The sequence below is a fragment of the Ruegeria sp. CDSA077 genome, from assembly GCF_059612265.1.
Window position 1 is genome coordinate 719,588 of sequence record NZ_JBXWQG010000001.1, and the last position, 23,738, is coordinate 743,325.

Sequence of the window (23,738 nt, forward strand, 5' to 3'; positions counted from 1 at the left end):
GTTCCTATTTGAGGCTGCGAAAGGCGATTTTAGCCGCGCAGGCGGGCCTGATAGTTGTTGTCCTGCCAGTTGGCGCGAGCCACCCATTGATCTTCGGGCTGACGATCGGCCAGAGTGTCTTCAATCTCGACCTCATCAAAGCCGCTGCGCCGCGCCATGGCATACTGGTCGGCCAAGACATGGCCTTTGGCGCGCAAGCGACCGGTATAGCCTTTCAGGCGCAGGGTCCGCGCGATGGTAAAGCCGCGCCCATCCGCAAAGGACGGGAAATCGACGCGCACCATCTTGGCGCAGCCCAGCCGTTCGGCAAGTTCATCCGGATCCGTGTCCGAGCTGACATCCAGCGCGACCACATCATTGGCCGCGTCTTCCAGCGTGACATAGCCATCAGTCCAATCATCGGGGGCGAACCCCTCATCGGTTACGATAACGTTCATGTGTTCTCTCCGGCGCGCATCATCTTGCCATCGACAAAATGAATGCCGCATTCTTCCTTGTTCTGATCGCGCCACCGTCCGGCGCGGGGGTCTTCGCCCTGTTTGACCGGCGAAGTACAGGGCGCACAGCCGATCGAAGGGTATCCTTTGGCCACCAGCGGGTGCCTGGGCAAGTTGTTCTCTTCCATATAGGCGCGCACATCTTCGGGCGCCCAATGGGCCAGCGGGTTGACCTTGATCCGGCCTGTGCCGTCCTCGACCTCAAAGAAATCAAGCGTGGCGCGGGACCCGGCCTGAAACCGTTTGCGCCCGGTGATCCAGCCATCATATCCCAGCAACGCCTGTTGCAGCGGGAAGGTCTTGCGCAGGTTACAGCACGCATCCATGTCCCGCAGACGCAGCGCGCCATAGGGGTCGTCGCGTTGAACATCCTCTTCATCCGCGCGGATGATCTTGACGTTTCGCAACCCCAACCGCTCGCTCACTTCCTGCTGATACTCCAGCGTTTCGGTGAACAGCATCTGCGTGTCGATGAACAGCACCGGGATCATCTTGTCGACCACGGCCGCCATATGCAGCAACACCACCGATTCCGCACCAAAACTTGAGACCAGAGCGAGATCATCGATCTCTCCCATTGCTCCGTGCATCACGTCATGCGCACTGTGGTGGCGGAACCGGGCGTTCAACTCACTGACCCGTTCGGTCAGTTCACGTCTATCCCGGCCCAGTTCAGTCTGGATCAGATCAAGCGGCATTCGCTCGCGCCTCGGGGTAGAGGGCCGCCTTGAACGGAGCCATTCCGACACGGCGATAGGTCTCGAGGAAGGTTTCTTCGGCACCCTCACGCTGCTCCAGATAGGTTTCGACGATGCGCTCAACGGCCGGAACGATCTCATCATAGGCAAAGCCCGGACCCGTACGATCACCGATTGCGGCGTTTTCCGTGCCGTCACCACCCAGAGTGATCTGGTAGTTTTCGACGCCCGCACGATCCAGACCAAGAATGCCGATATGGCCGACATGGTGGTGACCACAGGCGTTGATGCAGCCCGAGATCTTGATCTTCAGGTGGCCTATATCATGCTCCAGTTTGAGGTCTTCGAACCGGGTCGCAATTTCCTGAGCAACCGGGATCGAACGCGCCGTTGCCAGCGCGCAATAGTCCATGCCGGGGCAAGCGATGATATCGCTGATCAGGCCGATATTGGCGGTCGCCAGTTCGTATTCCTTCAGCTTGGCATGGATCGCGGGCAGGTCCGATTTGTGGACATGCGGCAGGATCACGTTCTGCTCATGGCTGATGCGCAGCTCGTCATAGGCGAACTCTTCGGCCAGATCGGCCATCACGCGCATCTGCTCGGCAGTTGCATCACCCGGCGTCGCGCCGTGTTTCTTGATCGAGATCGTCACAATCGCGTGGTCCGCATTCTTGTGCGGCGCAATGTTTGTATCCACCCACGAGCGGAAGATCGGATCATCGGTGTAGGCGCCTTCAAACGACGCAACCGACGCTTCGCGGAAGGTAGGTGCAGCGAAGTGGCCCTTGATCTCTTCCAGCAGGTTCATATCCGCGCCTTTGAACTGCGGGCGGACCTGCAGGAAACGCTCGTTCACCTTGGCGCGGATGGCGTCGATGCCGTGTTCATGCACGGTGATCTTGATGCGCGCCTTGTACTTGTTGTCACGGCGACCGATCTGGTTCCACACGGACACGGTGGCCTCAAGGTAGGCCAGCAGGTCGTCGAAGGCGACGAAGTCAGACAGTTCTTTGCCGATCATGGGCGTACGGCCCAGACCGCCGCCTACGATAACACGGGCACCCAGAACGCCGTTACGTTCGACCAGTTGCAGGCCGATATCATGCGCCTTGATCACGGCACGGTCGTTCTCTGACCCTGTGATGGCGATCTTGAACTTGCGCGGCATGAACTGGAATTCCGGGTGGTCGGTCGACCACTGGCGCAGCAGTTCCGCATAGGGGCGCGGATCGGCGACCTCATCCGCGGCGGCACCGGCGAAATGGTCGGCGGTCACATTACGAATGGTGTTGCCGCTGGTCTGGATGGCGTGCATGCCAACCTCGGCCAACGCGTCCAGCATATCCGGCACGTCATTCAGCTTGGGCCAGTTGTACTGGATGTTCTGACGGGTAGTAAAATGGCCGTAGCCCTTGTCCCACTTTTCTGCCAGCAGGGCCAGTTGGCGCATCTGCGCACTGTTCAGCGTGCCGTAAGGAATGGCGACCCGCAGCATATATGCGTGCAGCTGCAAATACAGGCCGTTCATCAGGCGGAGTGGCTTGAACTCATCCTCGGTCAGCGATCCGTCAATGCGGCGCTCGACCTGGGTGCGAAACTGTCTGTTGCGTTCTGCCAAAAATGCTGTGTCGAACTCGGAGTAGCGATACATGATTAGCTGTCCTTAAGTGCAGCCCCGATCCTGGGGCCAATGTAGGGGAGAGAGAGGGCCAGGGATCAGGCCCGGGGCTGCTGGGAAGTTTCCTGTTTGCCGTGGGCATAGTTGGACGGACCAGTCCGGCGGAAGTCTTCCCGAAAATGAGTTGGTTCTGGGCCTTCGTCGCCAGCTATGGCATCCGCCAGATAGGCACCGACAATCTTGCCTGCCTGACGTTCGGCATCCAGAAGGCGGATCTGTGCGTGGGCTTCGTCTGTGATCAGCTCTGCCTCGGATAATTCACGCGACCAGCGGTCGTCCTCGGTCAGATAGATGACGTCACCTTCCAACAGATCGTTGGCGGTTACCACTTTGGGGGTAAAAGCGCGGGCCATCAGGCGTGCTCCTTTTTGAATTCAGTCAGGGCCTTGGCTGCCTGGCGGGGGGCAAGGCCGTAAAAAGTAAGGGTGGGGCCGTCCATGTCCGAGGCGCTCAGATCGGCGGACATGTGATCCAGCGTCGTGGTCAAAATGCGCTGATCGGGACGCGACGCGTTTTCGATCAGCGTCACAGGTGTGGCCCGGTCGGCGCCGTGCATGATCAGGCGGCCCTGAATAAACCGGGCAGACTTTTTGCCCATATAGATCGCCGCCACCGAACCGGGCTGCGCCAGGGCGCTCCAATCGTGATCGGCGAACCCCTTCATGTCGTGCCCGGTCAGGAAACGGATCGAAGAATTGCGCCCGCGGCGGGTCTGGCTTTGCCCGATGCCCGCAACTGCGGCCGAGGCTGCGGTGATGCCGGGGATAATCTGCCACGAGATGCCAGCTGCTTCAACGGCGTCGATTTCTTCGTCCAAACGACCAAATACGGTGGGGTCACCGGATTTCAGGCGTACAACGCGTAGACCCTTCAGAGCGTACTCTACCAGCAGCGCGTCGATGTCTTCCTGTTTCCACGAGGGGCCGAACCCGGCTTTGCCAACATCGACCAGGTCGGCCGTTTGCCCGGCAAGGGCCAGCACCTCGGCGCTGATCAGCCGGTCATGCAGGACAACATCCGCGCGCTCGAATGCGCGCAGGGCCTTGAGCGTCAGCAATTCGGGATCACCGGGGCCCGCGCCGACAAAGTCGACATGGCCTGCGTCCTGATATGTTTGCGTCACTTGCATGTTTCGGTCCGGGTTGGTTTGACTTGACCCTCAATATAGGAAATATTCCCGGTATTACGCCATATGTGCGCATAAATAAGAACAAGCGTTTCGCTGTGTTGGTAAAGCGATACGAAAGTTTCGAAACGAGGAAGAAATTGGAATGTCAGTGCGGATTGATGACACGGATCGGAAAATTCTGGTTGAGCTGCAGCGCGACGCCAGCCAATCGCTGGACGAAATAGCAGCCCGCGTCGGCAGTTCCAAGACGCCTGTCTGGAATCGCATCCGCAAGCTGAAAGGGGCCGGGGTGATCGGTCAGCAGACGGTATTATTGGATGCCGAGGCGCTTGGTTTTGAGGCGACGTTCTTCGTGCTGATCCGCACCTCTGAACACGAGGCGGATTGGCAGCGAAAGTTCCTCAAAGCCCTGCGGGACCGCCCCGAAGTGCAAGAGGCGCACCGGCTGGCGGGGGATATCGACTATATCCTCAAGGTGCGGGTTAAGAACGCGCGCGCCTATGACGTGTTCTATCAGACTCTGATTTCCGAGGTGCGCGTCCACAATGTGACGGCACTGCTGTCGATGGAAGAGATCAAGTCGACGACCATGCTGCCGCTGAATGCCCTGATCGAGAACTAGCGGTCAGACCTGAACCATCAACCGCTTTAGCCCGTGAAAATGGTAGCTGTTGGAATATTCCGGTTCCTCGCTGAGCGCTAGGTTGGGACAGCGTTCGAACAGTGCCGCCAGCGCTATTCGCATTTCGAGTCGGGCCAACGGTGCTCCGACGCAGAAATGCAGACCCGCGCCAAAGCTGCTGTTGGTCAGGATGGGGCGGGTTGGATCGAACTTATGAGGTTCGGCCCAGACTTGGGGATCACGGTTCGCGGCTCCAAGCAACAAAGCGACTTCGTCACCGCGTTTAAAACTGTGCCCGAACAGGTCGATCTCTTCATAGGCATAGCGCGTGAACATATGCAGCGGGGGATCAAAGCGCAGGATTTCTTCGACGGAGGCGTCAATCGTTTCAGGCTGAAAGGCATCGGCTTTTACACCTTGTCGCAATACGGTCCTAAGCCCATTTCCCAGAGAATGAACCGTGGCCTCATGACCGGCATTCAACAGCAGAATGCAAGTTGCAACCAACTCGTCACGTGACAGTTTTTCACCATCTTCTTCTGCGGCGATCAACCGGGTAATCAGGTCATCCCGAGGGTCAGACCGGCGCTTTTCGACGTAAGACGAGAGAAAGTCGGTGAACTCTTTTGCCGAGGCCGCCGCCGCATCCTCGGTCTGGCGTGTGCGGCTGGCCTGATACATCGCCACCATGTCATGGGACCAGCGCAAAAGCTCGGGCGACATCTCTTCGGGAACGCCTAGAAGGCGGCAGATCGTAACGACCGGAACTTGCGTGCAATAGGTGTCCAGAAGATCGAAGGGCGCATCCGGAAAGGCGTCGATCAGCTTGTGGCTGAGGTCTTGGATCGTTGGTTCCAGTGCCGCAATGGCACGTGACGTAAAGGCGCGCATGACCAGGCGTCGAAGCCGGGTGTGGCGCGGCGGCTCTGCTTCTAACAACGAATGAGATTCGACCATCAGCCAGGGGGCTAGATGCGCAGGACCTGGACGTTGCATTTCCGCCGGTACTTCGCGACCGAAACGACGGTCCTTCAGCAAGGCCTGAACCGCCCGGTGGGATACAGCAGCGTGCATCCGGTAGTCGGCCCAATACACAAGGTCGCCATGCGCGCGGGCCGCATCATAAAACGGATAAGGGTTCTGGACAAAATTCGGGTCAACAGGGGATTGATGCAAAGTCTTCATGGCGGGCACACTTGCCATGAGGCGCGTTGAATGCAAGACCCAATGTCATGCAAAGGGTATGGTTAATTTCGACATTTCTGATTGCTGTTGGGCTGCTCTCTGTTGGAGTGTGGTCATACGGCTTTCGTCAGGCTTTGTCGCCGCTGAGCGATAAGGCTGAGGCCGATCTGGAATTGGCCGCCGACCGCCTTAGCACACAAATGCAGGTCTATCAGGAACTGGCTGTCTTGATGGCCAGCCACCCGGCTGTTCGAACGCTTGTCACGCCGAGCGATCGCGCCATCGCGCAGGCTGTGTTGCTGGACGTGGCAGACAAAACTGCCGCCGTTAACATTGTCTATCTGGACCGTCTGGGCAGGGTACTTGCAGCCGCCCACCCGGTGCCTGAATTGACGATGGCAGACCATCCCGCATTCAGGCGCGCCATGCAGGGTGCTATGGGCAGTGCCCACGGGGTTGAGTCCACAAGCGGCGATCGAACCTATTCCTATGCAGCTCCTGCCTTTGGTCCCACCGGTATAGTCGAAGGCGCATTGATGGTTATAGCCGATGTGCAGGATGTCGAACAGACTTGGCGGGGCAGTACCGAGGCCATTTTCTTTATTGATGGGGAAGGTGTGGTGTTCATCTCGAACCGTTCCGACTTGTTGTTCTGGCGTCGGGCCGAAGGTCAACCGGGGCTGGTGCCGCCCGAGGGGCAGACGGTCGATTTCTCGTCGAATCTGATCGGACGACACGAGCTTTGGACCTTGAATTGGGGCCGGTATCTGCCACAGCGTGCGTTACACCTTACACTTGATCTACCGGTGATAGACATGACAGCCGAGGTGCTGGTGGATGTGGCCCCGGCGCGCCGTCTGGCGAATTTGCAAGCAGCGGCGGTAGCTGCGATCTGTCTGGCCTTCGGGGCGCTTTTGTTTATGGCAACCGAACGCCGGCGCGCGCTTGCTGAGGCCAATGCGGTGCTGGAAAGCCGCGTGACGCGCAGAACCCATGCACTTACCGCCGCGAACTCCGCCCTGCGGCGCGAGGTCCATGAACGGGAAGAGGCAGAGGTGGCGCTGAAACATGCGCAGGAAGAGCTTATACAGGCCGGGAAGTTGAGTGCGCTCGGGCAGATGTCGGCGGGCATCAGCCATGAGTTGAACCAGCCGCTGATGGCCATTCGCCAATTCGCCGAGAATGGAACGGCTTTTCTGACCAGAGGTGACGAGTCAAAAGCCGCCGAGAACCTCACCAGAATTTCCGATTTGGCCGCGCGAATGGCGCGAATTATCAAGAACCTCAGGGCTTTTGCCCGCAATGAAAACGAGCCCATGGGCAGAGTTGATCTGGTTCAGGTAATAGAAACGGCGTTGGAATTGACCGAGGCCCGGCTGAATTCGGAAAACGTTCGTATGGAATGGCAGGCTCCAGATGTCCCTATCTATGCTTGGGGTGGCGAAGTGAGATTGGTGCAGGTGTTCGTAAATCTGATTAACAACGCCGCCGATGCCATGAGTGAGCAACAACAACGCATGATCAAGATCGCGATAAACAGTGACAAGACCCTGACGGTCACGGTCAGCGACACAGGTCCGGGGATCGAGAACTCGGAGAAGCTGTTCGAGCCGTTCTATACTACCAAAGCTGTTGGTTCGTCTGAGGGCATGGGGCTGGGGCTGTCGATCTCTTATGGTCTGGTTCAAAGCTTTGGTGGTAATATTCGGGGCACCAACGCTCCGACAGGTGCGGTATTCACTGTGGAACTGGAACATTTCAGGGAAGTAGGGGCAGCATGACCCGCAAAGTGCTTTTGGTCGATGACGACTCGGCAGTGCGCGAAGCGCTGGCCCAAACGCTGGAGCTTGCCGATTACGAACCTGTGACAGCAGGGTCCTTCGTGGCGGCGAAGGATCATATCCGGGCGGATTTCGCGGGAGTGATCGTGTCGGATATCCGGATGCCTGGTCGGGACGGGTTTCACCTGTTGACCTACACCCGCGATATGGATGCTGATCTGCCTGTCATCCTGTTGACTGGAGAAGGCGACATACCAATGGCAGTGCAGGCCATGGGGCAGGGTGCATTCGACTTTTTGGAAAAGCCCTGCGCCGCGGCAGATCTGCTAAAGGTGTTGGGCAAGGCATCCGAAGCGCGAGAACATGTCCTGCAACAACGCGCAATGAAAAGCGAACTCGAACGCGGCGATCCAGCGGCACGCCTGCTGTTCGGTCTCTCATCAAAGGCCGAAGAACTGAGGGAAAGGGTTCGTACAGTAGCCCAGACAGGGGCCGAAGTTTTGGTCACCGGACCGGCTGGCAGCGGAGTGTCCAAAGTTGCCGAGGTCGTTCACCTAATGTCGCCGCAAAGTCAGGGCCCATTTGTCAAACGTCCATCCGCCGGTTTGTCGACCAGCGATCTGGTTCATGTCTGCGAAGATGCAGCCGGTGGTTCCCTTTTTCTGGACGAAATCTCGGCCATGCCCGAGGCCACGCAATATGCAGCACTGGAGATGGTTGAACAGGGTGTAGGCGCCCGAATTCTGGCGGGCACGACCACTGACCTAGCCGAATTGTCTTCGGATGGACGGTTCCTTGCAGATTTGTTCTATCGTTTAGATGTGATGCGCGTTCGCATACCGTCGCTTGCCGAGCGCCCCGAGGATATACCTGTAATCTTCCGCCACTATGTAGCACAGGCAGCCGAACAGGCCGGGATAAAGGAACCGGAAATCACGTCGGACCATCTGGCATCGCTGATGACCAGAGACTGGCCGGGCAATGCACGGTCGCTGATGTCAGCCGCAATGAGGTTTGTGCTGGGAATGCCCGAGGATGTCTCGCAGGCCGCAGAACTGGGGTTGAGCGAGCAGATGGCACGGGTCGAAAGATCTCTGCTGATTGCTGCCCTTGGCCGGCATAACGGCAAAGCATCAGAAGCCGCAAAGGCGCTAAAGCTGCCTCGCAAGACCTTTTACGACAAACTGGCGCGATATCACATTCGTCCGGAAGACTACCGTAGGTGAAAGCTCCTGCCAGCTTTTCCCGCATTGTCATGCGGTTAAGCTGTTGGGTGTAGCAGTCCGCTGACGCGGACCGTGGGAAGAGCCAAAACCTGGTAAACGATTCGCGTTCGGCGAATCGCTATTTGTGCGGATATCCACACAATGGCGCATATATATGTGCGGATTCTCGCACGGCTTCCCGAATGGCTCAAATGGATACCAGACAGAAAGTTCGTAACACTCAGTAAATAAATGATAAAATACTACCCGGTAGTGAAGCCCACAATAAGTTGAGGGCTTGACCCCGATTCGGTTCACTCGCCGCCATGGGACGGCTTCTGCGCGTCCGGAGACGTAGTGAAGTATCTGGGAGAACTCGACTGATGAAATTTTTGACAACGGCAGCGACGGCCGTCGCTCTAACCGTAACAGCAACCGCAGGCATGGCCGCTTGTGAAGACGGCGAAATCGTCGTGAAATTCGCGCATGTGACCAATACCGATAAACATCCCAAGGGTATTGCAGCCTCGTTGCTGGAACAGCGCGTTAATGATGAGATGAACGGCGTGATGTGCATGGAGGTCTACCCGAACTCCACGCTCTATAACGACGATAAAGTCCTTGAGGCGATGTTGCAGGGCGATGTGCAACTGGCGGCCCCGTCATTGTCCAAGTTCGAGAAGTTCACCAAGCAATTCCGCCTGTTCGACCTGCCGTTCATGTTCAAGAACATTGACGCGGTAGACGCATTTCAGGCTTCGGCTGACGGTCAGGCGATGAAAGACAGCATGCAGCGCCGTGGCCTGCAGGGGCTGGCATTCTGGCACAATGGCATGAAACAGATGTCGGCCAACAAACCGCTGGTCGATCCGTCGGATGCCGATGGCCTGAAATTCCGCGTCCAATCCTCTGACGTGCTGGTCGCGCAGATGGAGGCGATTGGCGGAAGCCCGCAGAAAATGGCTTTCTCAGAGGTTTATGGCGCGTTGCAGCAAGGTGTCGTCGACGGACAGGAAAACACTTGGTCCAACATCTACGGCAAGAAGTTCTTTGAGGTTCAGGACGGTATCACTGAAACCAACCACGGTGTCATCGACTATCTGGTCGTGACATCGGTTGACTGGCTGGACAGCCTGGATCCTGCGGTGCGGGAACAGTTCCTGACCATTCTGGGCGAAGTGACAGAACAGCGGAACAAAGAATCCTTCTCGGTGAACGAGGAAGCTAAGGTCTCGATCACAAATGCGGGCGGTATCATCCGTGAACTTAACCCTGAACAGCGTCAGGCCTGGATCGACGCCATGAAACCTGTCTGGGAACAGTTCGCCGGTGACGTGGGTCAAGAAAAGATCGACGCCGCACAGGCTATCAACGCCGGGTTCTGATCCTGGTATACGCCGCGCGTCCGGGGACTGGGGAGTATTCGACGCGCAGGCAGGGTGGGCCGGTTTGGCCCGCCCAAACAGCACTTATCTCAAAAAAAATGTGGGGACAGATAGATGTCTGGTGCGCAATCCGGCCAAGGCGGGCTGGTCGACCATATCGAAGAAACCTTGATCGCATCGTTGCTGGGCCTGATGACGGCTGTGACATTTGCCAATGTGATCGCAAGGTATTTCTTTAATTCCAATATCCTATGGGCACTGGAGCTGACGGTTTTCGCCTTCGGCTGGTTGGTGCTGCTTGGGGCGTCTTATGCCGTCAAGAAACACGCTCATCTGGGAGTGGACGCCATCCTGAACATGCTCAGCCCGGCGCCTCGACGGATTTTGGCTCTGATCGCTGTAGCCTGCTGTCTGGTGTTTTCTCTGCTGATGCTAAAAGGCGCATATGACTATTGGGCCGTGTTCGCGGATCTGCCACCCACATCGGGGCGATGGTTCCCTACCGGGTTCAACTTCGATGCGCGCAGTCAGAGCTTTTATGAAGTCGACGACATTCCGATGGTTGCCCCGCTGCGGTTTCTTGAGGATCTGATCAACTATGGCGAGGGCTATGAAAAACTGCCCAAGGTGGTGCCGTATCTGGTTCTGCCCGTGTCGATGCTGCTTTTGGTGATCCGCTTTGCGCAGGTTGCGGTACAGATTTGGCGCGGCGAAGCCGATCGGATGGTCGCTAGCCACGAAGTCGAGGACGAGATTGAAGAAGTCCGCGCTCAGCAAGGAGAGCACAACTGATGGATGTCATTCTTCTGTTCTCGATGGTCGTAGGCTTACTGTTGATCGGTGTACCGATTGCGGTGGCTCTGGGGCTCAGTTCGACCCTGTTTCTGCTGATCTATTCCGACAGTTCGCTCGCTTCGGTCGCAGGTACCTTGTTTGAGGCTTTCGAAGGGCATTTTACCCTGCTGGCGATCCCTTTCTTCATTCTGGCCTCGTCCTTCATGACCACGGGCGGCGTGGCTCGGCGCATCATCCGTTTCTCGATTGCCTGCGTGGGGCACTTGCCCGGAGGTCTGGCGATTGCGGGCGTGTTCGCCTGTATGCTGTTTGCGGCACTGTCGGGGTCGTCTCCGGCTACGGTGGTGGCCATTGGTTCGATTGTGATCGCTGGTATGCGGCAGGTTGGCTATTCCAAGGAATTCGCCGCTGGCGTTATCTGTAACGCAGGAACGCTGGGTATTCTGATTCCGCCGTCGATCGTGATGGTGGTCTATGCCGCCGCTGTCGAAGTTTCTGTCGGGCGCATGTTCCTCGCCGGTGTGATCCCCGGCCTGTTGGCTGGGCTGATGCTGATGATCACCATCTATGTGATGGCCAAAGTCAAGAACCTACCCAAAGGTGAATGGAAAGGCTGGGGCGAAATCCTTGTCTCGGCACGCGAAGCAGGTTGGGGTCTGTTCCTGATCGTGATCATTCTGGGTGGCATCTATGGGGGTATCTTTACCCCGACCGAGGCCGCTGCGGTGGCCGCAGTCTATGCATTTTTGATTGCCAGCTTCGTCTACAAGGACATGGGCCCCCTCAGCACCGAGGGTGAGGAAAAGAATATCTCTTTGCTCAGAAAGCCTTATGCGCTGATCACGGCGATTTTTCACCCTGACACCAAGCAGACGTTGTTTGAAGCTGGGAAACTGACCGTTACCCTGCTGTTCGTTATCGCCAACGCCTTGATCCTGAAACATGTTCTAACCGATGAGCAGGTTCCGCAGCACATAGCAACTGCCATGCTGTCGGCAGGTCTGGGACCGGTGACTTTCCTGATCGTGGTCAATGTGATCTTGCTGATCGGCGGCCAGTTCATGGAGCCTTCGGGCCTGCTGGTTATCGTAGCACCACTGGTGTTCCCGATTGCAATCGAGCTGGGCATCGACCCGATTCACCTGGGCATCATCATGGTTGTGAACATGGAGATCGGGATGATTACCCCGCCGGTCGGCTTGAACCTGTTCGTGACCTCGGGCGTGGCGGGCATGCCGATGATGGGCGTTGTCCGGGCGGCCCTGCCATTCCTGGCGGTCCTGTTCGTCTTCCTGATCATGGTGACCTATATCCCGTGGATATCCACCTTCCTGCCCAACACCTTCATGGGGCCGGAGATCATAACAAACTAGCGGGTCCAACCGCTGAGAAAAAGACCGGGCAGGGGATCTCTGCCCGGTCACTGCGTCTTGAACGGGGCGCCAAGGGGATTATCTAAAGGGCAGAGGACGACCTCTCCATCACGGGACAGTATCCGGGACGACCCGGACTGATCAGAGGTCTCTTCTATGCCCTGGATTATCCTGTTGTTTGCTGGCCTGCTTGAAATTGTCTGGGCCGTGGCGATGAAACAATCTGCCGGGTTCACCCGGTTCTGGCCGACCGCCCTGATGGCGGTTTCGATGCTGGGTTCGTTCACCTTGCTGGCGCTGGCCATGCGGACGCTGCCTTTGGGAACAGCCTATGTCATCTGGACGGGAATAGGAGCGGTTGGCGCGTTTACCTTTGGTATTCTTTTTCTGGGCGAAGCCCTGACCGCCACGCGGATCTGCGCGGCAGTCTTGATCATAGCCGGGATGGTGACGATGAAATTGGCCTGATCACGCCTGTTCCAGAGCCTGAATGATGCCCGAGAAATCGTCGGCCTTCAGGCTTGCCCCGCCAACCAACGCACCATCCACGTTCGACACGGCGAAAATCTCGGCGGCGTTCGATGGCTTGACCGAGCCGCCATAAAGCAGCCGGACCGAACGCCCAACGCCTTCGCCAAAGCGCCGTTCCAGCCGGGCACGAATAAAGTCATGCACCTGACCGATTTCGTCCAGAGTGGGAACTTTCCCTGTGCCTATGGCCCAGATCGGTTCGTAGGCGACTATTAGGTTTTCGCCCGTTGCCTGATCCGGGATCGAGCCGGACATCTGACCGCCGATTATATCCAGGGTATTGGCGGCCTCGCGCTGTTCCAGGCTTTCACCGACGCAGATGATCGCCTTTAGCCCACCGTTCATAGCGGCAATAGACTTAGCACGAACATCTTCATTCTGTTCACCATGGTCTTCGCGGCGTTCAGAATGGCCAAGAATGACGGCTGACGCTCCGGCGTCGACCAGCATCTGGGCGCTAATGTCACCTGTATGCGCGCCCGAGTTTGCCGCGTGGCAATCCTGACCGCCTATCTGGATGTTTCCGCCCGGGACCTTCTCTTTGGCCCGATGGATCAAGGTGGCAGGTGGGCAGATCAGAATATCAACTGCCGGGGCAGCATGCATGTGAGAAAGGGCCTGAAGCTCTCTCAAGTCGGCAGCATTACCATTCATCTTCCAGTTTCCAGCCGCCAGTTTGCGCCGCATATCGCGTCCCCTTGAAATAAATCGGTTTTCTGGTGACCGGATATCATTGCCAGTCAGGTCTGACAATTCCGGTTGCAGAGCCCGTTGCAAAACGGCAGTTTCCGCCGCGATGAGGAATGAGCAATATGATCGAACATCTTGATCTTGAAAAACTGGATCGGTGCGACACGGCGGAATTGGCCAAATTGACCCGCGCCGTCGGTGAAGTTGGGTTTCTGACCGTGTCCAATACTGGTATCTCCGCCTGTCGGGTGGAACGGGTCATCTCGGCATATCACGCATTCTTCCGGCTGCCAGAGGCCGAGAAACGGCGTGTTGATATGGCTGTGACCGGGTCCAACCGTGGGTGGGGCGCCTCGCGCTCGGAACAGGTAGATCCAGCTGCAAATCCTGACTTCAAAGAGGTGTTCGATTGCGGATACGAGCTAGCTGAGACCAATAGGTACTTTGGCAAGAACCTCTCGGTTTATGCCCCGAACCAATGGCCGGAGATTATGCCCGAGTTTCGATCAATCATCGAGGCCTATTATGGTGACGCCTGTTCGGTTGCCATGCGGGTGTTGCGCGCCATTTCGGTGTCATTGGGCAAGGATGCCAACAGCTTTGACACTGCCTTCGACACGCCCATGGCCCTTTTGCGCGGCAATTATTACCCGCAACGTCCAGTCTGGGCAGGCGAAAAGGATTTCGGTATCGGAGCGCACACTGATTATGGCTGTCTGACCCTGCTGGCCACCGATGGTCGAGCAGGGTTAGAGGTACAGATGCCGGACCAGAGTTGGGCTCAGGTCCAAGCGCAGCCCGGAACATTCATTATCAATTTTGGGGAGATGCTGGAGTTCTGGACGGCAGGGGCGGTCAAGGCAACTCTGCACCGTGTGATCGGTGGATCTGCTGAAAGGCTGTCGGTTCCTTTGTTCTTCAACCCGTCTTATGACACCAATGTTGCCCCGCCACATTCAGAGAATGTCATCCAGGCAGGAGAGCACTTGACGCGTCGTTTCAACGAGACCTATGTGCACTTGCAGGCAGCGTCTTAAGGCTGAGTTGCAATGCTTTCGTCGAACTTGATGGATTCTCCGCAACCGCAGGCATCTACAACATTCGGGTTGCGGAACTTGAAACCGGATTCAAGCAGCGAGACCTCATAGTCGATCTCTGTTCCAAACAGGAACATCTGTGCCATCGGGGCGATCATGATCCGCGCGCCGTCCTGCTCGACCACTTCATCATTGGTGTCAGGCTGGTCGACATAGTCCATGGTGTATTCCATCCCGGCACAGCCGCCTTTCTTGACGCCAATACGCAAACCAGCATGGCCGCCCGAAGTCATCAGGCGGGCAATCTGCTCTGCAGCCTTTGGTGTCATTGTTACGGCCTGTTTGCCGGGGATGCCGAACATCATGATCTCCGTCGTTGTTCGTTGTTGCTAATGTAGTGCCCCGAGGCATCAGGCTCAAGACATAGCAGGTTTTCTTACCTAACTTTTACTGTCGGATTAGATTTCCCGCCTGAGTCGGTAAGCAAGGCTTGCTTTGCAAATTACACTCGTCATAGCCTGACCCATGATCCACTTTTGGAAAAAATTTGAGGTTGAATAGCATGAAAAGACTTTGGTTTAGAAAAAAAGAAATTCTTACAATTCCTTCTCTGATGCTGTCTGTGTTTTTGGCTCAGACGGCGATCGCAGAAGAAAAGCAACATCCGGTAAACTGTGCAACGGCAGAAGGTGATTTGCGCGCGATTGCAACCGAACGAAAACATGCAGAGGAAGAGCAGGCCAAAAGTGTAATTGCCATTACACCTGCTGGGGCGCTTCTGGGCCTTGTGACTGGAACCGAAAAGAAAAGACTAACTATGTTATCAGGAGATTACATAGAGAAGCTTAACCAGAGGTCGGACGAAATCAAATCGACCTGCGGAATTCAATAACAGCAGACCTTCGCACTTGGCCTTACATAAATCCAAGTTCCAGACGCGCTTCGTCTGACATCATTTCCATGCCCCAGGGGGGCTCCCAGGTCAGTTCCACGTCAACTTCTTTAACACCGGCCACGGGTTCGATTGCCTCGACGATCCACCCAGGCATTTCGCCGGCAACCGGGCAGCCGGGCGCGGTCAGTGTCATGATGACCTTGACCGCGTTTTCCTGAGTGATGTCGATCGTATAGATCAGACCCAGATCATAGATGTTTACAGGGATTTCGGGGTCATAAACCGTTCGGCAGGCGTCGACCACCGGCTCATAAAGAGGGTGTTCAATCGTTGAAGGGGCAATAAGAGGTGTGCCTTCAAACTGTTCGCTCGGATGAGTCATTCGTGCCTCGGGTTTGTTACCTGACGAATTATATAGGGAAAGCCTCGGGCAGCGTCCAGAGGCACAATGACACCCCCTATAGGGGTGCCATAAGAGTTTAGTCGTTTATGTCATGCCTGAACTTCTTCACTTGGCCATGGGGCAGAGCAAAGACGCGGCGCAGGATCAGCCAGGCAATCAGCGACAAAGTCGCAAAGATCATAAGAAGGATCGGCAGCGACGGTGCTATTCCAGGGATTGCCAGCAGAATACCCGTCAGCCCGGCTCCGATGGCGAAACCCAGAAAGATGAACCCAGGTAGGACTATTTCGAGGATGCCCAAAGCCAACGCGCCAGCCAGCCATAGCCACCATGTTAACCAAAAGGGATCAGCCATTATGTACGTCCTTTCAACATGTTGAAGGCGTTTCCGAAAGCTTCAAGCGCATTGGCAGGCACAACGATAGTCTGCGAGCCATTGCCGGTGCCCAGCGTGTTCAATGCCTCAACCTGTTTCAATGCAACCTGGTACTGAGCCGCTTCTATACCGTTTTCCTTAATCGCCTGGGCAACAACACTGGTTGCATAGGCTTCGGCTTCGGCTTGAATGCGGCGCGCTTTGGCCGTTTGTTCTGCCGCATAGAGTTCAGCGTCGGCCTGAAGCTCAACAGAACGTTTCTTGCCCTCAGCCTCGGTCACCTGCGCGCGGCGCGCGCGTTCAGCATTCAACTGTTGCAGCATCGCGTCACGGGTCGCCTGATCGAGGTTAACGTCCAAAATCTCGGCGCGCGTCACTTCGATCCCCCAGTCATCCACTGCGGTTTCGACGCTTCCTTGAATCTGAGTGATCAGTTGAGCACGGTTCGACTGAACTTCGTCCAGGTCCATCTTGCCGATTTCCGCCCGGACGATACCCGCAACGGTCGTCGCGATAGCACCATCTACATCGCGGATGCGGTAGACTGTCTTTTCCGGCTCTAGGATGCGGTAAAAGACCGAAGTGTCGATTTGGACCAGAACGTTATCTTTGGTGATTGCGTCCTGCGTTGCATTGGGAAGCTGGCGTTCCAGAATGGATATCTTGTGCCGCGCAACATCCAGTAAAGGAACGATAAAGTTGATCCCAGGGCCAAGCACCGAATGCAAGCGCCCGAACCGTTCGACCACATACTTTTCCGATTGCGGCACGATTTTAATGCCTTTAAGCGTGATGATGACGATCAATGCCGCCGCGAGCAGGTAAATTATGTTCGAAGAAAGCAATCCAATGATTTGGTCTTCGGTCATATCTGTCCTCTTTTATTGTGTACGATAGTATACATTTGGGGGTTGAATCGCCCTTTTTCAACTCTGGTATGGAGGGATTGTGCTTGGATTCAAAACGCTGATCCATGGATTTTGGTTAGTTTTTGCTATTGTGACCGCTTTGCATCCCCTCGCGTTTGCGCTATCGGGCTGGGATGAAACTGATTATTGATACAGACCCCGGCATCGACGATGCGATGGCCATTGCATATGCCGCTGCAGCCCCCGAGATTGACTTGATCGGCCTGACGACCGTTTTTGGCAACACCCACGTTCATCAATCCAGCCGCAATGCACGGTTTTTGGTGGATAAACTTGGGTTGGACATTCCCGTCGCCCAAGGCGCGGCCTACCCACAGGGAACAGGGCACCACGCACCGTCCGAACATGTTCACGGTCCCGAAGGTTTTGGGGATATTACCGATATCCCGGAAATCGGGGCGAACCATGATTTGAATGCCACGGAATTCCTGGTGGAAATGGCGCGCCGCCACAAGGGAGAGCTGACGGTTTGTGCAATCGGCCCCTTGACTAATATTGCTGCGGCGATGCGTTTGGATCCTGAGTTTTCGCAGAACATCAAACAGTTGGTGATCATGGGTGGGGCGGTTTTCTGCCCAGGCAACATCACGGAACATGCCGAAGCAAACATCTATCACGATGCCCTTGCCGCAAATGAAGTGTTTGCAGCACCGCCGGCGACCGTTGTGGTTGGTTTGGATGTCACCTTGAAAACGCTGTACAAAAGTGCGGATTTTGACGGTCTGGCCCAACGCTCGCCCGATATGGGGGCTTTCCTGCGCGACATCTCGGTATTTTACCTGAAATTCTACAAGGATATCGGGGGGTTGGAGGGCTGCGGCCTGCATGACTCGACTGCTGTGATCGCCTGCACCCATGGCACGATGTTCGAGATGGTCGAAACCGGGGTTGAGGTAATTGTAGGCGGTTCGGAATCCGGCGCTACGCGTCCGGTCTCGACGCGACCGGCTGTGCTGGTATGCCGGGATGTTGACGGGGCAGGGGTTGTTGATCTGTTTACCCGGCAGGTTGCCTCTTTACCCTGACAACTTGCAATGGCTGAACAGATCGGGCAAATCCTGCCCGGTTCAGCGACCCGAGGATGCCCAATGACAGACCGTTTCTCATTTGACCTGAAGGCCACCGACGGCAAGGCCCGCGCCGGGGTGATCCACACGCCGCGCGGTGAGGTGCGTACTCCGGCGTTCATGCCCGTAGGCACTGCTGCGACGGTCAAAGCGATGATGCCGGAAAGTGTTCGTGCAACCGGAGCCGATATCTTGTTGGGGAACACCTATCACCTGATGCTGCGCCCTACGGCTGAACGCATCGACCGTTTGGGTGGGTTGCATAAATTTATGAACTGGGATCGCCCGATCCTGACGGATTCCGGTGGATTTCAGGTCATGTCCCTGGCTGGTCTGCGCAAGCTGACCGAAAAGGGCGTGACATTCAAATCTCATGTCGATGGGTCCAAGCACGAGCTGACCCCGGAACGCTCGATGGAGATACAGCGCTTGCTGGGTTCAGACATCGTGATGTGTTTTGACGAATGTCCAGCCCTACCCGCAGATCGAGATCGAATTGCTGAATCAATGCGCTTGTCGATGCGATGGGCCGATCGATCGCGACAGGCTTTCGGCGACCGTCCTGGACATGCGTTGTTTGGGATCATGCAAGGCGGGCTGGAACAGGATTTACGCGAAGAAAGTGCCGAGGCGCTGAAAGCGATCGGATTCGAAGGTTACGCGGTTGGCGGTCTGGCCGTGGGCGAAGGTCAGGAGGCCATGTTTGGTTGCCTCGACTACGCTCCTGACTTTCTGCCAGCCGACAGATCGCGCTATTTGATGGGCGTTGGAAAGCCTGACGATATTGTCGGAGCTGTCGCCCGCGGGATCGACATGATGGATTGTGTCTTACCCTCACGGTCCGGTCGCACAGGACAGGTGTTTACTCGTTACGGCGTGGTCAACATAAAGAATGCCCGCCACGCCGATGACCCGCGCCCGCTGGATGAGGCCTGCTCATGCCCGGCTTGTTCGAACTACTCTCGCGCCTATCTACACCATGTGTTCCGCTCGAACGAGATGATCTCGGGCATGCTGCTGACCTGGCATAATCTGCACTATTTCCAAGAAATCATGCAGGGTATGCGCGATGCCATTGCTGCTGGTACATTCGATGCCTGGCAGGCGACCTTCCATGCGCAGCGCGCGCAAGGGGATATTGAACAGATTTAGGTTCAGCGCCTTTTCAGTCGACCTAACAAGACACCAGATTGAGGGCGCTTTATCTGCGTTTACCGAACAACCAGCGCTTCTTTTGTGGTTTTGCATCGAGGTCGTAGCCAAACCCTTCGAAAAAGCTACGAACTTCTGGGGTCAACATCCCACGGCCACTTGCATATTGAGGCAGGTCGAAGCCACCGCCATAGTTCAGCTCGACAACGACCGGACCAGACTCGGTTATAGCGATGTCGGTCGACTGGTATCGAATTGGCTGAAAGGTTCTTGCAGCACGGTCATTTATTTCGATCAATTCGTCCCAAAAAGGCAGTTTCAAGCCCATTAAACCGGGGTTGTCAGGATGGTCATCCAGGAATTCTGTTTCCATCTTGGCGCGGCGCGCGACGGTTTCGATAACACCGGTTTCGATATTGATCGAACAAGCAAGGTTCCCCGGTCTCCAGAAGGCGTCCGCAATATTGGGGCCCTGCGGAAGTTTAATAACGGCAACTGGGCAAAAGACGTCGTTTTCTCTTACCAGAGTAACCATTCGCACCGTTGCAAGTGCTGAAGCGTAGTCTTGGATTGCAGAGTGATTTTTGAGCAAAGGTTGCACGACATATGAATTCTGCCCAACGAACTCGTCTAGGAATGCCTCATAGGTGATCGGCGGTTGGCCTGCACAAGTGATAGTGGATTGATCCGCGTCCTCGATCAAAAAGGCCCCAAAACTAACCATCCCCTCGACGATCTTTCCAAAAAGCCCACCTTCAAGATGGTTGCAAACGAGATCGCGCAACGCCTCTGGAGTGTTGATCTTCGTAACCCCGGGGTAGTGTCGGTTCGAACGGTCGATGACGCCAACGGTTTCCGGGACAGGTACACCCGCTGTTTCAAGCAAAGTAGAAGCCAGTATCTTGTCTTCTGCGGCACTGTTCCAACCATGATGGTTACACTTGTGGGCGATGGGCCAATGGAGATCATTGGAGATGTATGCCGCGCGTTCGGCGTCGGTAAAGCGGTCTTCGTGATGAAGGCCATTGCGCACATACTCAACCATATTCAAACGGCTGGGAGGCTTTGCCATTTGATTGAAGCTCCGTTGGACTTGTAAAACAGAGCGCCCAGAGCTTTTGGCGGCATGCGCTAAAAGCGTCGCATGATCGGAGTCGCGGGCAGATAGGTACCGTTGATGGTCGGATTCCGCAGCATTGATATTTTTTGGATTTGTCATCTCTACGACTCACAGTAATCGATCAGAAGTTGGGGTATGCAATCATATTGTTTGCAATGATGGCAGGCTTTGGGCAGCTGCCTGTTAGATAGTGTTGTACTTTTGCTGTTGGTTTCTGAATTTCCAGGCAGGCAATCGCCGAAGAAACCAAGCGGGGTCAAATTGAGAATTTGACAAGACCGATCATGTTATCGTCTTGCGGAGGCGCAACCTTCCGGTCATTGTTAGGTCCACTACAGGTAAGGTTGAAATAGGACGCTTGGCGCACCACCTTTACCTTCCAGACAGGAGACGGCCGGGGGTTGCCTAGATGAGGGACCAGTGCTGTCTTGCCAAAGATAAGGATTGAGCATGCAAGAGCCCCTGAATTCCTCATACCCAGTACTTCCGCTGCGCGACATTGTGGTTTTTCCTCATATGATCGTGCCTTTGTTCGTGGGTCGGGAAAGGTCTGTCCGCGCACTTGAGGAAGTGATGCAGGACGATAAGCAAATTCTGCTGTCTAGCCAGATTGATCCAGGTGATGACGATCCGGAAATCGACGGAATCTATCGCTCGGGCGTGCTGGCGAATGTGCTGCAGCTGCTGAAGCTACCAGATGGAACCGTGAAAGTTCTGGTCGAGGGGCAAGCGCGCGTACAGATTACAGAATACCTTGATAACGAAGAGTTTTTTGAGGCTCGCGCAGAATATCTGACCGAGATTCCGGGTGACGTGACCACAACGCAAGCATTGCTGCGCACCGTCGCGGATGAGTTCGAGCGCTATGCCAAAGTGCGCAAGAACATCCCCGAAGAGGCTTTGACCGCTGTTGGTGAAACCGCCGAGCCCGCCAAACTGGCCGACCTCGTGTCGGGGCATCTTGGTATTGAGGTCGAACAAAAGCAGGAACTGCTGGAAACCTTGTCTGTCAGCGAGCGGCTGGAAAAGGTCTATGGCCTGATGCAGGGCGAGATGTCGGTTCTGCAGGTCGAGAAAAAGATCAAGACCCGTGTCAAAACCCAGATGGAGAAGACACAGCGCGAGTACTATCTGAATGAGCAGATGAAAGCCATTCAGAAGGAACTTGGCGATGGCGAAGACGGCTCGAACGAAGTGGCCGAGCTGGAAGAGAAAATCGCCGAAACCAAACTGTCGAAAGAGGCGCGCGAAAAAGCAGAAGGCGAGCTGAAGAAGCTGCGCAATATGAGCCCGATGTCGGCTGAGGCCACGGTCGTGCGCAATTACCTCGACTGGGTTTTGGCTCTGCCTTGGGGCACCAAGTCCCGCGTTAAAAAAGATCTTGGTCGCGCGCAGGAAATTCTGGATGACGATCACTATGGGCTTGAGAAGGTCAAGGAACGGATCGTCGAATATCTGGCGGTTCAACAGCGTTCGAAAAAGCTGAAAGGCCCGATCCTGTGTCTTGTTGGCCCTCCGGGCGTTGGTAAAACGTCGCTGGGTAAATCCGTTGCCAAAGCCACTGGGCGCGAGTTCATTCGCATCAGTCTCGGCGGCGTGCGCGACGAATCCGAGATCCGCGGCCACCGCCGGACCTATATCGGCTCAATGCCCGGCAAGATTATCCAGGCGCTGAAAAAGGCCAAAACTACGAACCCGTTGATCTTGTTGGATGAAATCGACAAGATGGGGCAGGATTTCCGCGGTGATCCGGCCTCGGCCATGCTGGAAGTGTTGGACCCGGAACAGAACAGCACGTTCATGGATCACTACCTTGAGGTTGAATATGACCTATCCAACGTGATGTTCCTGACCACCTCCAACAGCTATAACATGCCCGGGCCTTTGCTCGACCGGATGGAGATCATACCTCTGGCGGGCTACACCGAAGATGAAAAGAGCGAGATCGCCAAGCAGCACCTGATCAGTAAGCAGATCAAGAACCACGGTCTGAAAGCCAAAGAGTTCGAACTATCCGATGAGGCGCTGCAATCGATTATCCGCACCTACACCCGAGAAGCTGGCGTGCGGAACCTTGAACGCGAAATCGCCAAGGTGGCGCGGAAGTCGCTGACCAAGATCATCAAGAAAGAGGCGGATTCGGTCACGGTGACGCCGGACAATCTGGATGAATTCTTGGGCGTGCCCAAGTTCCGCTATGGTTTGGCTGAACAGGACGATCAGGTTGGGGTTGTAACAGGTCTGGCCTGGACCTCCGTTGGCGGCGATCTGCTGCATATTGAGGCGCTGAAACTGCCCGGTAAGGGGCGGATGAAAACCACGGGTAAGCTGGGCGATGTGATGAAGGAATCCATCGATGCGGCCTCATCTTATGTGCGGTCAATCTCACCTAAGATCGGGGTTAAGCCGCCCAAATTCGACAACCTGGACATCCACGTCCACGTACCGGACGGGGCAACGCCCAAGGATGGACCTTCGGCCGGTTTGGCAATGGTGACCTCAATCGTATCGGTTCTGACGGGTATCCCGGTGCACAAGGATATTGCCATGACAGGAGAGGTTTCCTTGCGCGGCAATGCGATGCCCATCGGTGGATTGAAGGAAAAGCTGCTGGCGGCTCTGCGCGGCGGGATCAAGACTGTTCTGATTCCGGAAGAGAATGAGAAAGACCTAGCCGAAATTCCTGACAACGTGAAGGAGGGGCTGAAAATCATCCCGGTCACGCATGTTTCGGAAGTTCTGAAACACGCTCTGGTTCGGGATCCTGAACCTGTCGAATGGGACGAAGCCGCAGAAGAGGCCGCCGCGGCTGCAGCCAAAACGGCTGAGAACACGTCCCCGTCCGCCAGGGCGCACTAAAGGTCAGAATATGGCAACCAGGGGCGGGGTTAGCACCTCGCCCTTTTTCTTTGGTCAGACCAAATAGTCAGCCAATTACTGGCTTTGCATGTCGGATCGCAGAGTAGTGAAATGGTGGGTGATAAGAGATTTGAACTCCTGACATCTTCGATGTGAACGAAGCGCTCTACCACTGAGCTAATCACCCGTGAGCAGGGGTCTTATAAGGAGTTCAGCAAAGCCGCAAGAGGTCTTTGCGCCTTTTGGGCCCCGGGGGTTACCCTGCAAATGCCTAGTCGAGGTGCCCATAAACGGGCGGCCTTGTGGGGCCGCCCTTTCACTTGTTCGA

At 55.9% G+C, this 23,738-nt stretch carries 24 protein-coding genes and 1 tRNA gene; 12 read left to right on the plus strand and 13 right to left on the minus strand.

Going from position 1 to position 23,738, the window contains the following annotated elements; translation table 11 throughout:
- Positions 1–29: 29 nt before the first annotated feature.
- The 5 genes from AC2FLE_RS03605 to cobA form a co-directional block, all read right to left on the minus strand.
- Positions 30–437: a DUF934 domain-containing protein gene (locus AC2FLE_RS03605; protein ID WP_496695306.1), complete on the minus strand. Its 408-nt coding sequence runs from the start codon at positions 435–437 to the stop codon at positions 30–32.
- Positions 434–1,195, minus strand: coding sequence for a phosphoadenylyl-sulfate reductase (locus tag AC2FLE_RS03610; RefSeq protein ID WP_496695308.1), 762 nt, complete (start codon positions 1,193–1,195; stop codon positions 434–436). The genes AC2FLE_RS03605 and AC2FLE_RS03610 overlap by 4 nt, the downstream gene beginning before the upstream one ends.
- Positions 1,185–2,849: a nitrite/sulfite reductase gene (locus tag AC2FLE_RS03615; RefSeq protein ID WP_496695310.1), complete on the minus strand. Its 1,665-nt coding sequence runs from the start codon at positions 2,847–2,849 to the stop codon at positions 1,185–1,187. Before AC2FLE_RS03615 ends, AC2FLE_RS03610 begins: the two co-directional genes overlap by 11 nt.
- A gap of 65 nt (positions 2,850–2,914) precedes the next feature.
- The gene (locus AC2FLE_RS03620; RefSeq protein WP_496693226.1) at positions 2,915–3,229 is read right to left on the minus strand and encodes a DUF2849 domain-containing protein; all 315 of its coding nucleotides are present in this window, start codon (positions 3,227–3,229) and stop codon (positions 2,915–2,917) included.
- Positions 3,229–4,005 carry a uroporphyrinogen-III C-methyltransferase gene (gene cobA / locus AC2FLE_RS03625; RefSeq protein ID WP_496693225.1) on the minus strand — a complete coding sequence of 259 codons (777 nt, stop codon included), beginning with the start codon at positions 4,003–4,005 and terminating at the stop codon, positions 3,229–3,231. Before cobA ends, AC2FLE_RS03620 begins: the two co-directional genes overlap by 1 nt.
- A 142-nt stretch (positions 4,006–4,147) precedes the next feature.
- Here cobA and AC2FLE_RS03630 point away from each other — a divergent pair, with 142 nt between their 5' ends.
- Positions 4,148–4,627, plus strand: a complete 480-nt coding sequence (locus AC2FLE_RS03630; protein WP_142634084.1) for an Lrp/AsnC family transcriptional regulator — start codon at positions 4,148–4,150, stop codon at positions 4,625–4,627.
- 3 nt (positions 4,628–4,630) lie between these two features.
- Here AC2FLE_RS03630 and AC2FLE_RS03635 read toward each other — a convergent pair whose 3' ends face one another.
- A complete protein-coding gene (locus AC2FLE_RS03635) occupies positions 4,631–5,812 on the minus strand; it encodes a cytochrome P450 (RefSeq protein WP_496695313.1) in 1,182 nt (393 codons plus the stop codon).
- Between the two features lie 47 nt (positions 5,813–5,859).
- Between AC2FLE_RS03635 and AC2FLE_RS03640 the strand changes: the two genes are divergently transcribed.
- The 6 genes from AC2FLE_RS03640 to AC2FLE_RS03665 all read left to right on the plus strand — a co-directional run bounded on the left by AC2FLE_RS03640 (position 5,860) and on the right by AC2FLE_RS03665 (position 12,819).
- The gene (locus AC2FLE_RS03640) at positions 5,860–7,593 is read left to right on the plus strand and encodes a sensor histidine kinase (protein ID WP_496695315.1); all 1,734 of its coding nucleotides are present in this window, start codon (positions 5,860–5,862) and stop codon (positions 7,591–7,593) included.
- The gene (locus tag AC2FLE_RS03645; protein ID WP_271946867.1) at positions 7,590–8,819 is read left to right on the plus strand and encodes a sigma-54-dependent transcriptional regulator; all 1,230 of its coding nucleotides are present in this window, start codon (positions 7,590–7,592) and stop codon (positions 8,817–8,819) included. The genes AC2FLE_RS03640 and AC2FLE_RS03645 overlap by 4 nt, the downstream gene beginning before the upstream one ends.
- 362 nt (positions 8,820–9,181) lie before the next feature.
- Positions 9,182–10,183 carry a DctP family TRAP transporter solute-binding subunit gene (locus tag AC2FLE_RS03650; RefSeq protein WP_496679567.1) on the plus strand — a complete coding sequence of 334 codons (1,002 nt, stop codon included), beginning with the start codon at positions 9,182–9,184 and terminating at the stop codon, positions 10,181–10,183.
- Between the two features lie 114 nt (positions 10,184–10,297).
- Positions 10,298–10,975 (plus strand): TRAP transporter small permease, encoded by a 678-nt coding sequence (locus tag AC2FLE_RS03655; protein WP_142634075.1) that lies wholly within the window; start codon positions 10,298–10,300, stop codon positions 10,973–10,975.
- Positions 10,975–12,351, plus strand: coding sequence for a TRAP transporter large permease (locus AC2FLE_RS03660; RefSeq protein WP_271946870.1), 1,377 nt, complete (start codon positions 10,975–10,977; stop codon positions 12,349–12,351). The genes AC2FLE_RS03655 and AC2FLE_RS03660 overlap by 1 nt, the downstream gene beginning before the upstream one ends.
- 156 nt (positions 12,352–12,507) lie before the next feature.
- On the plus strand, positions 12,508–12,819 hold the full coding sequence (locus AC2FLE_RS03665) for a DMT family transporter (protein ID WP_496695319.1): 312 nt from the start codon (positions 12,508–12,510) through the stop codon (positions 12,817–12,819).
- Here AC2FLE_RS03665 and tpiA read toward each other — a convergent pair whose 3' ends face one another.
- Positions 12,820–13,569, minus strand: coding sequence for a triose-phosphate isomerase (gene tpiA, locus AC2FLE_RS03670; protein ID WP_496693221.1), 750 nt, complete (start codon positions 13,567–13,569; stop codon positions 12,820–12,822).
- 125 nt (positions 13,570–13,694) lie between these two features.
- On the opposite strand from tpiA, the gene AC2FLE_RS03675 reads away from it, so the two are divergent.
- Positions 13,695–14,609 (plus strand): isopenicillin N synthase family dioxygenase, encoded by a 915-nt coding sequence (locus tag AC2FLE_RS03675; RefSeq protein ID WP_496695321.1) that lies wholly within the window; start codon positions 13,695–13,697, stop codon positions 14,607–14,609.
- Here the strand turns inward: AC2FLE_RS03675 and AC2FLE_RS03680 are convergent.
- Positions 14,606–14,971 (minus strand): HesB/IscA family protein, encoded by a 366-nt coding sequence (locus AC2FLE_RS03680; protein ID WP_142634067.1) that lies wholly within the window; start codon positions 14,969–14,971, stop codon positions 14,606–14,608. The two genes, AC2FLE_RS03675 and AC2FLE_RS03680, sit on opposite strands and share 4 nt — an antisense overlap.
- Before the next feature lie 200 nt (positions 14,972–15,171).
- Here AC2FLE_RS03680 and AC2FLE_RS03685 point away from each other — a divergent pair, with 200 nt between their 5' ends.
- Complete coding sequence (locus tag AC2FLE_RS03685; RefSeq protein WP_496691309.1) at positions 15,172–15,501, plus strand: hypothetical protein; 330 nt, start codon at positions 15,172–15,174, stop codon at positions 15,499–15,501.
- 22 nt (positions 15,502–15,523) lie between these two features.
- Here the strand turns inward: AC2FLE_RS03685 and AC2FLE_RS03690 are convergent, their stop codons facing one another.
- The 3 genes from AC2FLE_RS03690 to AC2FLE_RS03700 form a co-directional block, all read right to left on the minus strand.
- Positions 15,524–15,886: an SUF system Fe-S cluster assembly protein gene (locus AC2FLE_RS03690; protein WP_142634063.1), complete on the minus strand. Its 363-nt coding sequence runs from the start codon at positions 15,884–15,886 to the stop codon at positions 15,524–15,526.
- A gap of 97 nt (positions 15,887–15,983) precedes the next feature.
- A complete protein-coding gene (locus AC2FLE_RS03695) occupies positions 15,984–16,262 on the minus strand; it encodes an NfeD family protein (RefSeq protein ID WP_281972169.1) in 279 nt (92 codons plus the stop codon).
- Positions 16,262–17,152 carry an SPFH domain-containing protein gene (locus AC2FLE_RS03700; protein ID WP_142634059.1) on the minus strand — a complete coding sequence of 297 codons (891 nt, stop codon included), beginning with the start codon at positions 17,150–17,152 and terminating at the stop codon, positions 16,262–16,264. Before AC2FLE_RS03700 ends, AC2FLE_RS03695 begins: the two co-directional genes overlap by 1 nt.
- A gap of 173 nt (positions 17,153–17,325) precedes the next feature.
- Here AC2FLE_RS03700 and AC2FLE_RS03705 point away from each other — a divergent pair, with 173 nt between their 5' ends.
- A complete protein-coding gene (locus AC2FLE_RS03705) occupies positions 17,326–18,237 on the plus strand; it encodes a nucleoside hydrolase (protein WP_496695324.1) in 912 nt (303 codons plus the stop codon).
- Positions 18,238–18,300: 63 nt separating this feature from the next.
- Positions 18,301–19,431 (plus strand): tRNA guanosine(34) transglycosylase Tgt, encoded by a 1,131-nt coding sequence (gene tgt / locus AC2FLE_RS03710; protein WP_496695326.1) that lies wholly within the window; start codon positions 18,301–18,303, stop codon positions 19,429–19,431.
- A 49-nt stretch (positions 19,432–19,480) separates the two neighbouring features.
- Here tgt and AC2FLE_RS03715 read toward each other — a convergent pair whose 3' ends face one another.
- Positions 19,481–20,650 carry a sugar-transfer associated ATP-grasp domain-containing protein gene (locus AC2FLE_RS03715; RefSeq protein WP_142634053.1) on the minus strand — a complete coding sequence of 390 codons (1,170 nt, stop codon included), beginning with the start codon at positions 20,648–20,650 and terminating at the stop codon, positions 19,481–19,483.
- A gap of 351 nt (positions 20,651–21,001) precedes the next feature.
- On the opposite strand from AC2FLE_RS03715, the gene lon reads away from it, so the two are divergent.
- The gene (gene lon, locus AC2FLE_RS03720) at positions 21,002–23,410 is read left to right on the plus strand and encodes an endopeptidase La (protein ID WP_496695328.1); all 2,409 of its coding nucleotides are present in this window, start codon (positions 21,002–21,004) and stop codon (positions 23,408–23,410) included.
- A gap of 112 nt (positions 23,411–23,522) precedes the next feature.
- On the opposite strand, the gene AC2FLE_RS03725 is transcribed toward lon, so the two are convergent.
- A tRNA-Val gene (locus AC2FLE_RS03725) sits at positions 23,523–23,597 on the minus strand.
- Positions 23,598–23,738: the final 141 nt, after the last annotated feature.

What these genes read in the sequence shown, in the direction of transcription:
- AC2FLE_RS03690 (WP_142634063.1), bottom strand. Translation starts at nt 15,886, where the DNA reads ATGACTCATCCGAGCGAACAGTTTGAAGGCACACCTCTTATTGCCCCT.
- AC2FLE_RS03645 (WP_271946867.1), top strand. Translation starts at nt 7,590, where the DNA reads ATGACCCGCAAAGTGCTTTTGGTCGATGACGACTCGGCAGTGCGCGAA.
- AC2FLE_RS03655 (WP_142634075.1), top strand. Translation starts at nt 10,298, where the DNA reads ATGTCTGGTGCGCAATCCGGCCAAGGCGGGCTGGTCGACCATATCGAA.
- AC2FLE_RS03635 (WP_496695313.1), bottom strand. Translation starts at nt 5,812, where the DNA reads ATGAAGACTTTGCATCAATCCCCTGTTGACCCGAATTTTGTCCAGAAC.
- lon (WP_496695328.1), top strand. Translation starts at nt 21,002, where the DNA reads ATGCAAGAGCCCCTGAATTCCTCATACCCAGTACTTCCGCTGCGCGAC.
- cobA (WP_496693225.1), bottom strand. Translation starts at nt 4,005, where the DNA reads ATGCAAGTGACGCAAACATATCAGGACGCAGGCCATGTCGACTTTGTC.
- AC2FLE_RS03630 (WP_142634084.1), top strand. Translation starts at nt 4,148, where the DNA reads ATGTCAGTGCGGATTGATGACACGGATCGGAAAATTCTGGTTGAGCTG.
- AC2FLE_RS03605 (WP_496695306.1), bottom strand. Translation starts at nt 437, where the DNA reads ATGAACGTTATCGTAACCGATGAGGGGTTCGCCCCCGATGATTGGACT.
- AC2FLE_RS03615 (WP_496695310.1), bottom strand. Translation starts at nt 2,849, where the DNA reads ATGTATCGCTACTCCGAGTTCGACACAGCATTTTTGGCAGAACGCAAC.
- AC2FLE_RS03640 (WP_496695315.1), top strand. Translation starts at nt 5,860, where the DNA reads ATGCAAAGGGTATGGTTAATTTCGACATTTCTGATTGCTGTTGGGCTG.
- AC2FLE_RS03715 (WP_142634053.1), bottom strand. Translation starts at nt 20,650, where the DNA reads ATGACAAATCCAAAAAATATCAATGCTGCGGAATCCGACCATCAACGG.
- AC2FLE_RS03705 (WP_496695324.1), top strand. Translation starts at nt 17,326, where the DNA reads ATGAAACTGATTATTGATACAGACCCCGGCATCGACGATGCGATGGCC.
- AC2FLE_RS03695 (WP_281972169.1), bottom strand. Translation starts at nt 16,262, where the DNA reads ATGGCTGATCCCTTTTGGTTAACATGGTGGCTATGGCTGGCTGGCGCG.
- AC2FLE_RS03610 (WP_496695308.1), bottom strand. Translation starts at nt 1,195, where the DNA reads ATGCCGCTTGATCTGATCCAGACTGAACTGGGCCGGGATAGACGTGAA.
- AC2FLE_RS03700 (WP_142634059.1), bottom strand. Translation starts at nt 17,152, where the DNA reads ATGACCGAAGACCAAATCATTGGATTGCTTTCTTCGAACATAATTTAC.
- AC2FLE_RS03665 (WP_496695319.1), top strand. Translation starts at nt 12,508, where the DNA reads ATGCCCTGGATTATCCTGTTGTTTGCTGGCCTGCTTGAAATTGTCTGG.
- AC2FLE_RS03650 (WP_496679567.1), top strand. Translation starts at nt 9,182, where the DNA reads ATGAAATTTTTGACAACGGCAGCGACGGCCGTCGCTCTAACCGTAACA.
- AC2FLE_RS03660 (WP_271946870.1), top strand. Translation starts at nt 10,975, where the DNA reads ATGGATGTCATTCTTCTGTTCTCGATGGTCGTAGGCTTACTGTTGATC.
- tpiA (WP_496693221.1), bottom strand. Translation starts at nt 13,569, where the DNA reads ATGCGGCGCAAACTGGCGGCTGGAAACTGGAAGATGAATGGTAATGCT.
- AC2FLE_RS03620 (WP_496693226.1), bottom strand. Translation starts at nt 3,229, where the DNA reads ATGGCCCGCGCTTTTACCCCCAAAGTGGTAACCGCCAACGATCTGTTG.
- AC2FLE_RS03685 (WP_496691309.1), top strand. Translation starts at nt 15,172, where the DNA reads ATGAAAAGACTTTGGTTTAGAAAAAAAGAAATTCTTACAATTCCTTCT.
- AC2FLE_RS03680 (WP_142634067.1), bottom strand. Translation starts at nt 14,971, where the DNA reads ATGTTCGGCATCCCCGGCAAACAGGCCGTAACAATGACACCAAAGGCT.
- AC2FLE_RS03675 (WP_496695321.1), top strand. Translation starts at nt 13,695, where the DNA reads ATGATCGAACATCTTGATCTTGAAAAACTGGATCGGTGCGACACGGCG.
- tgt (WP_496695326.1), top strand. Translation starts at nt 18,301, where the DNA reads ATGACAGACCGTTTCTCATTTGACCTGAAGGCCACCGACGGCAAGGCC.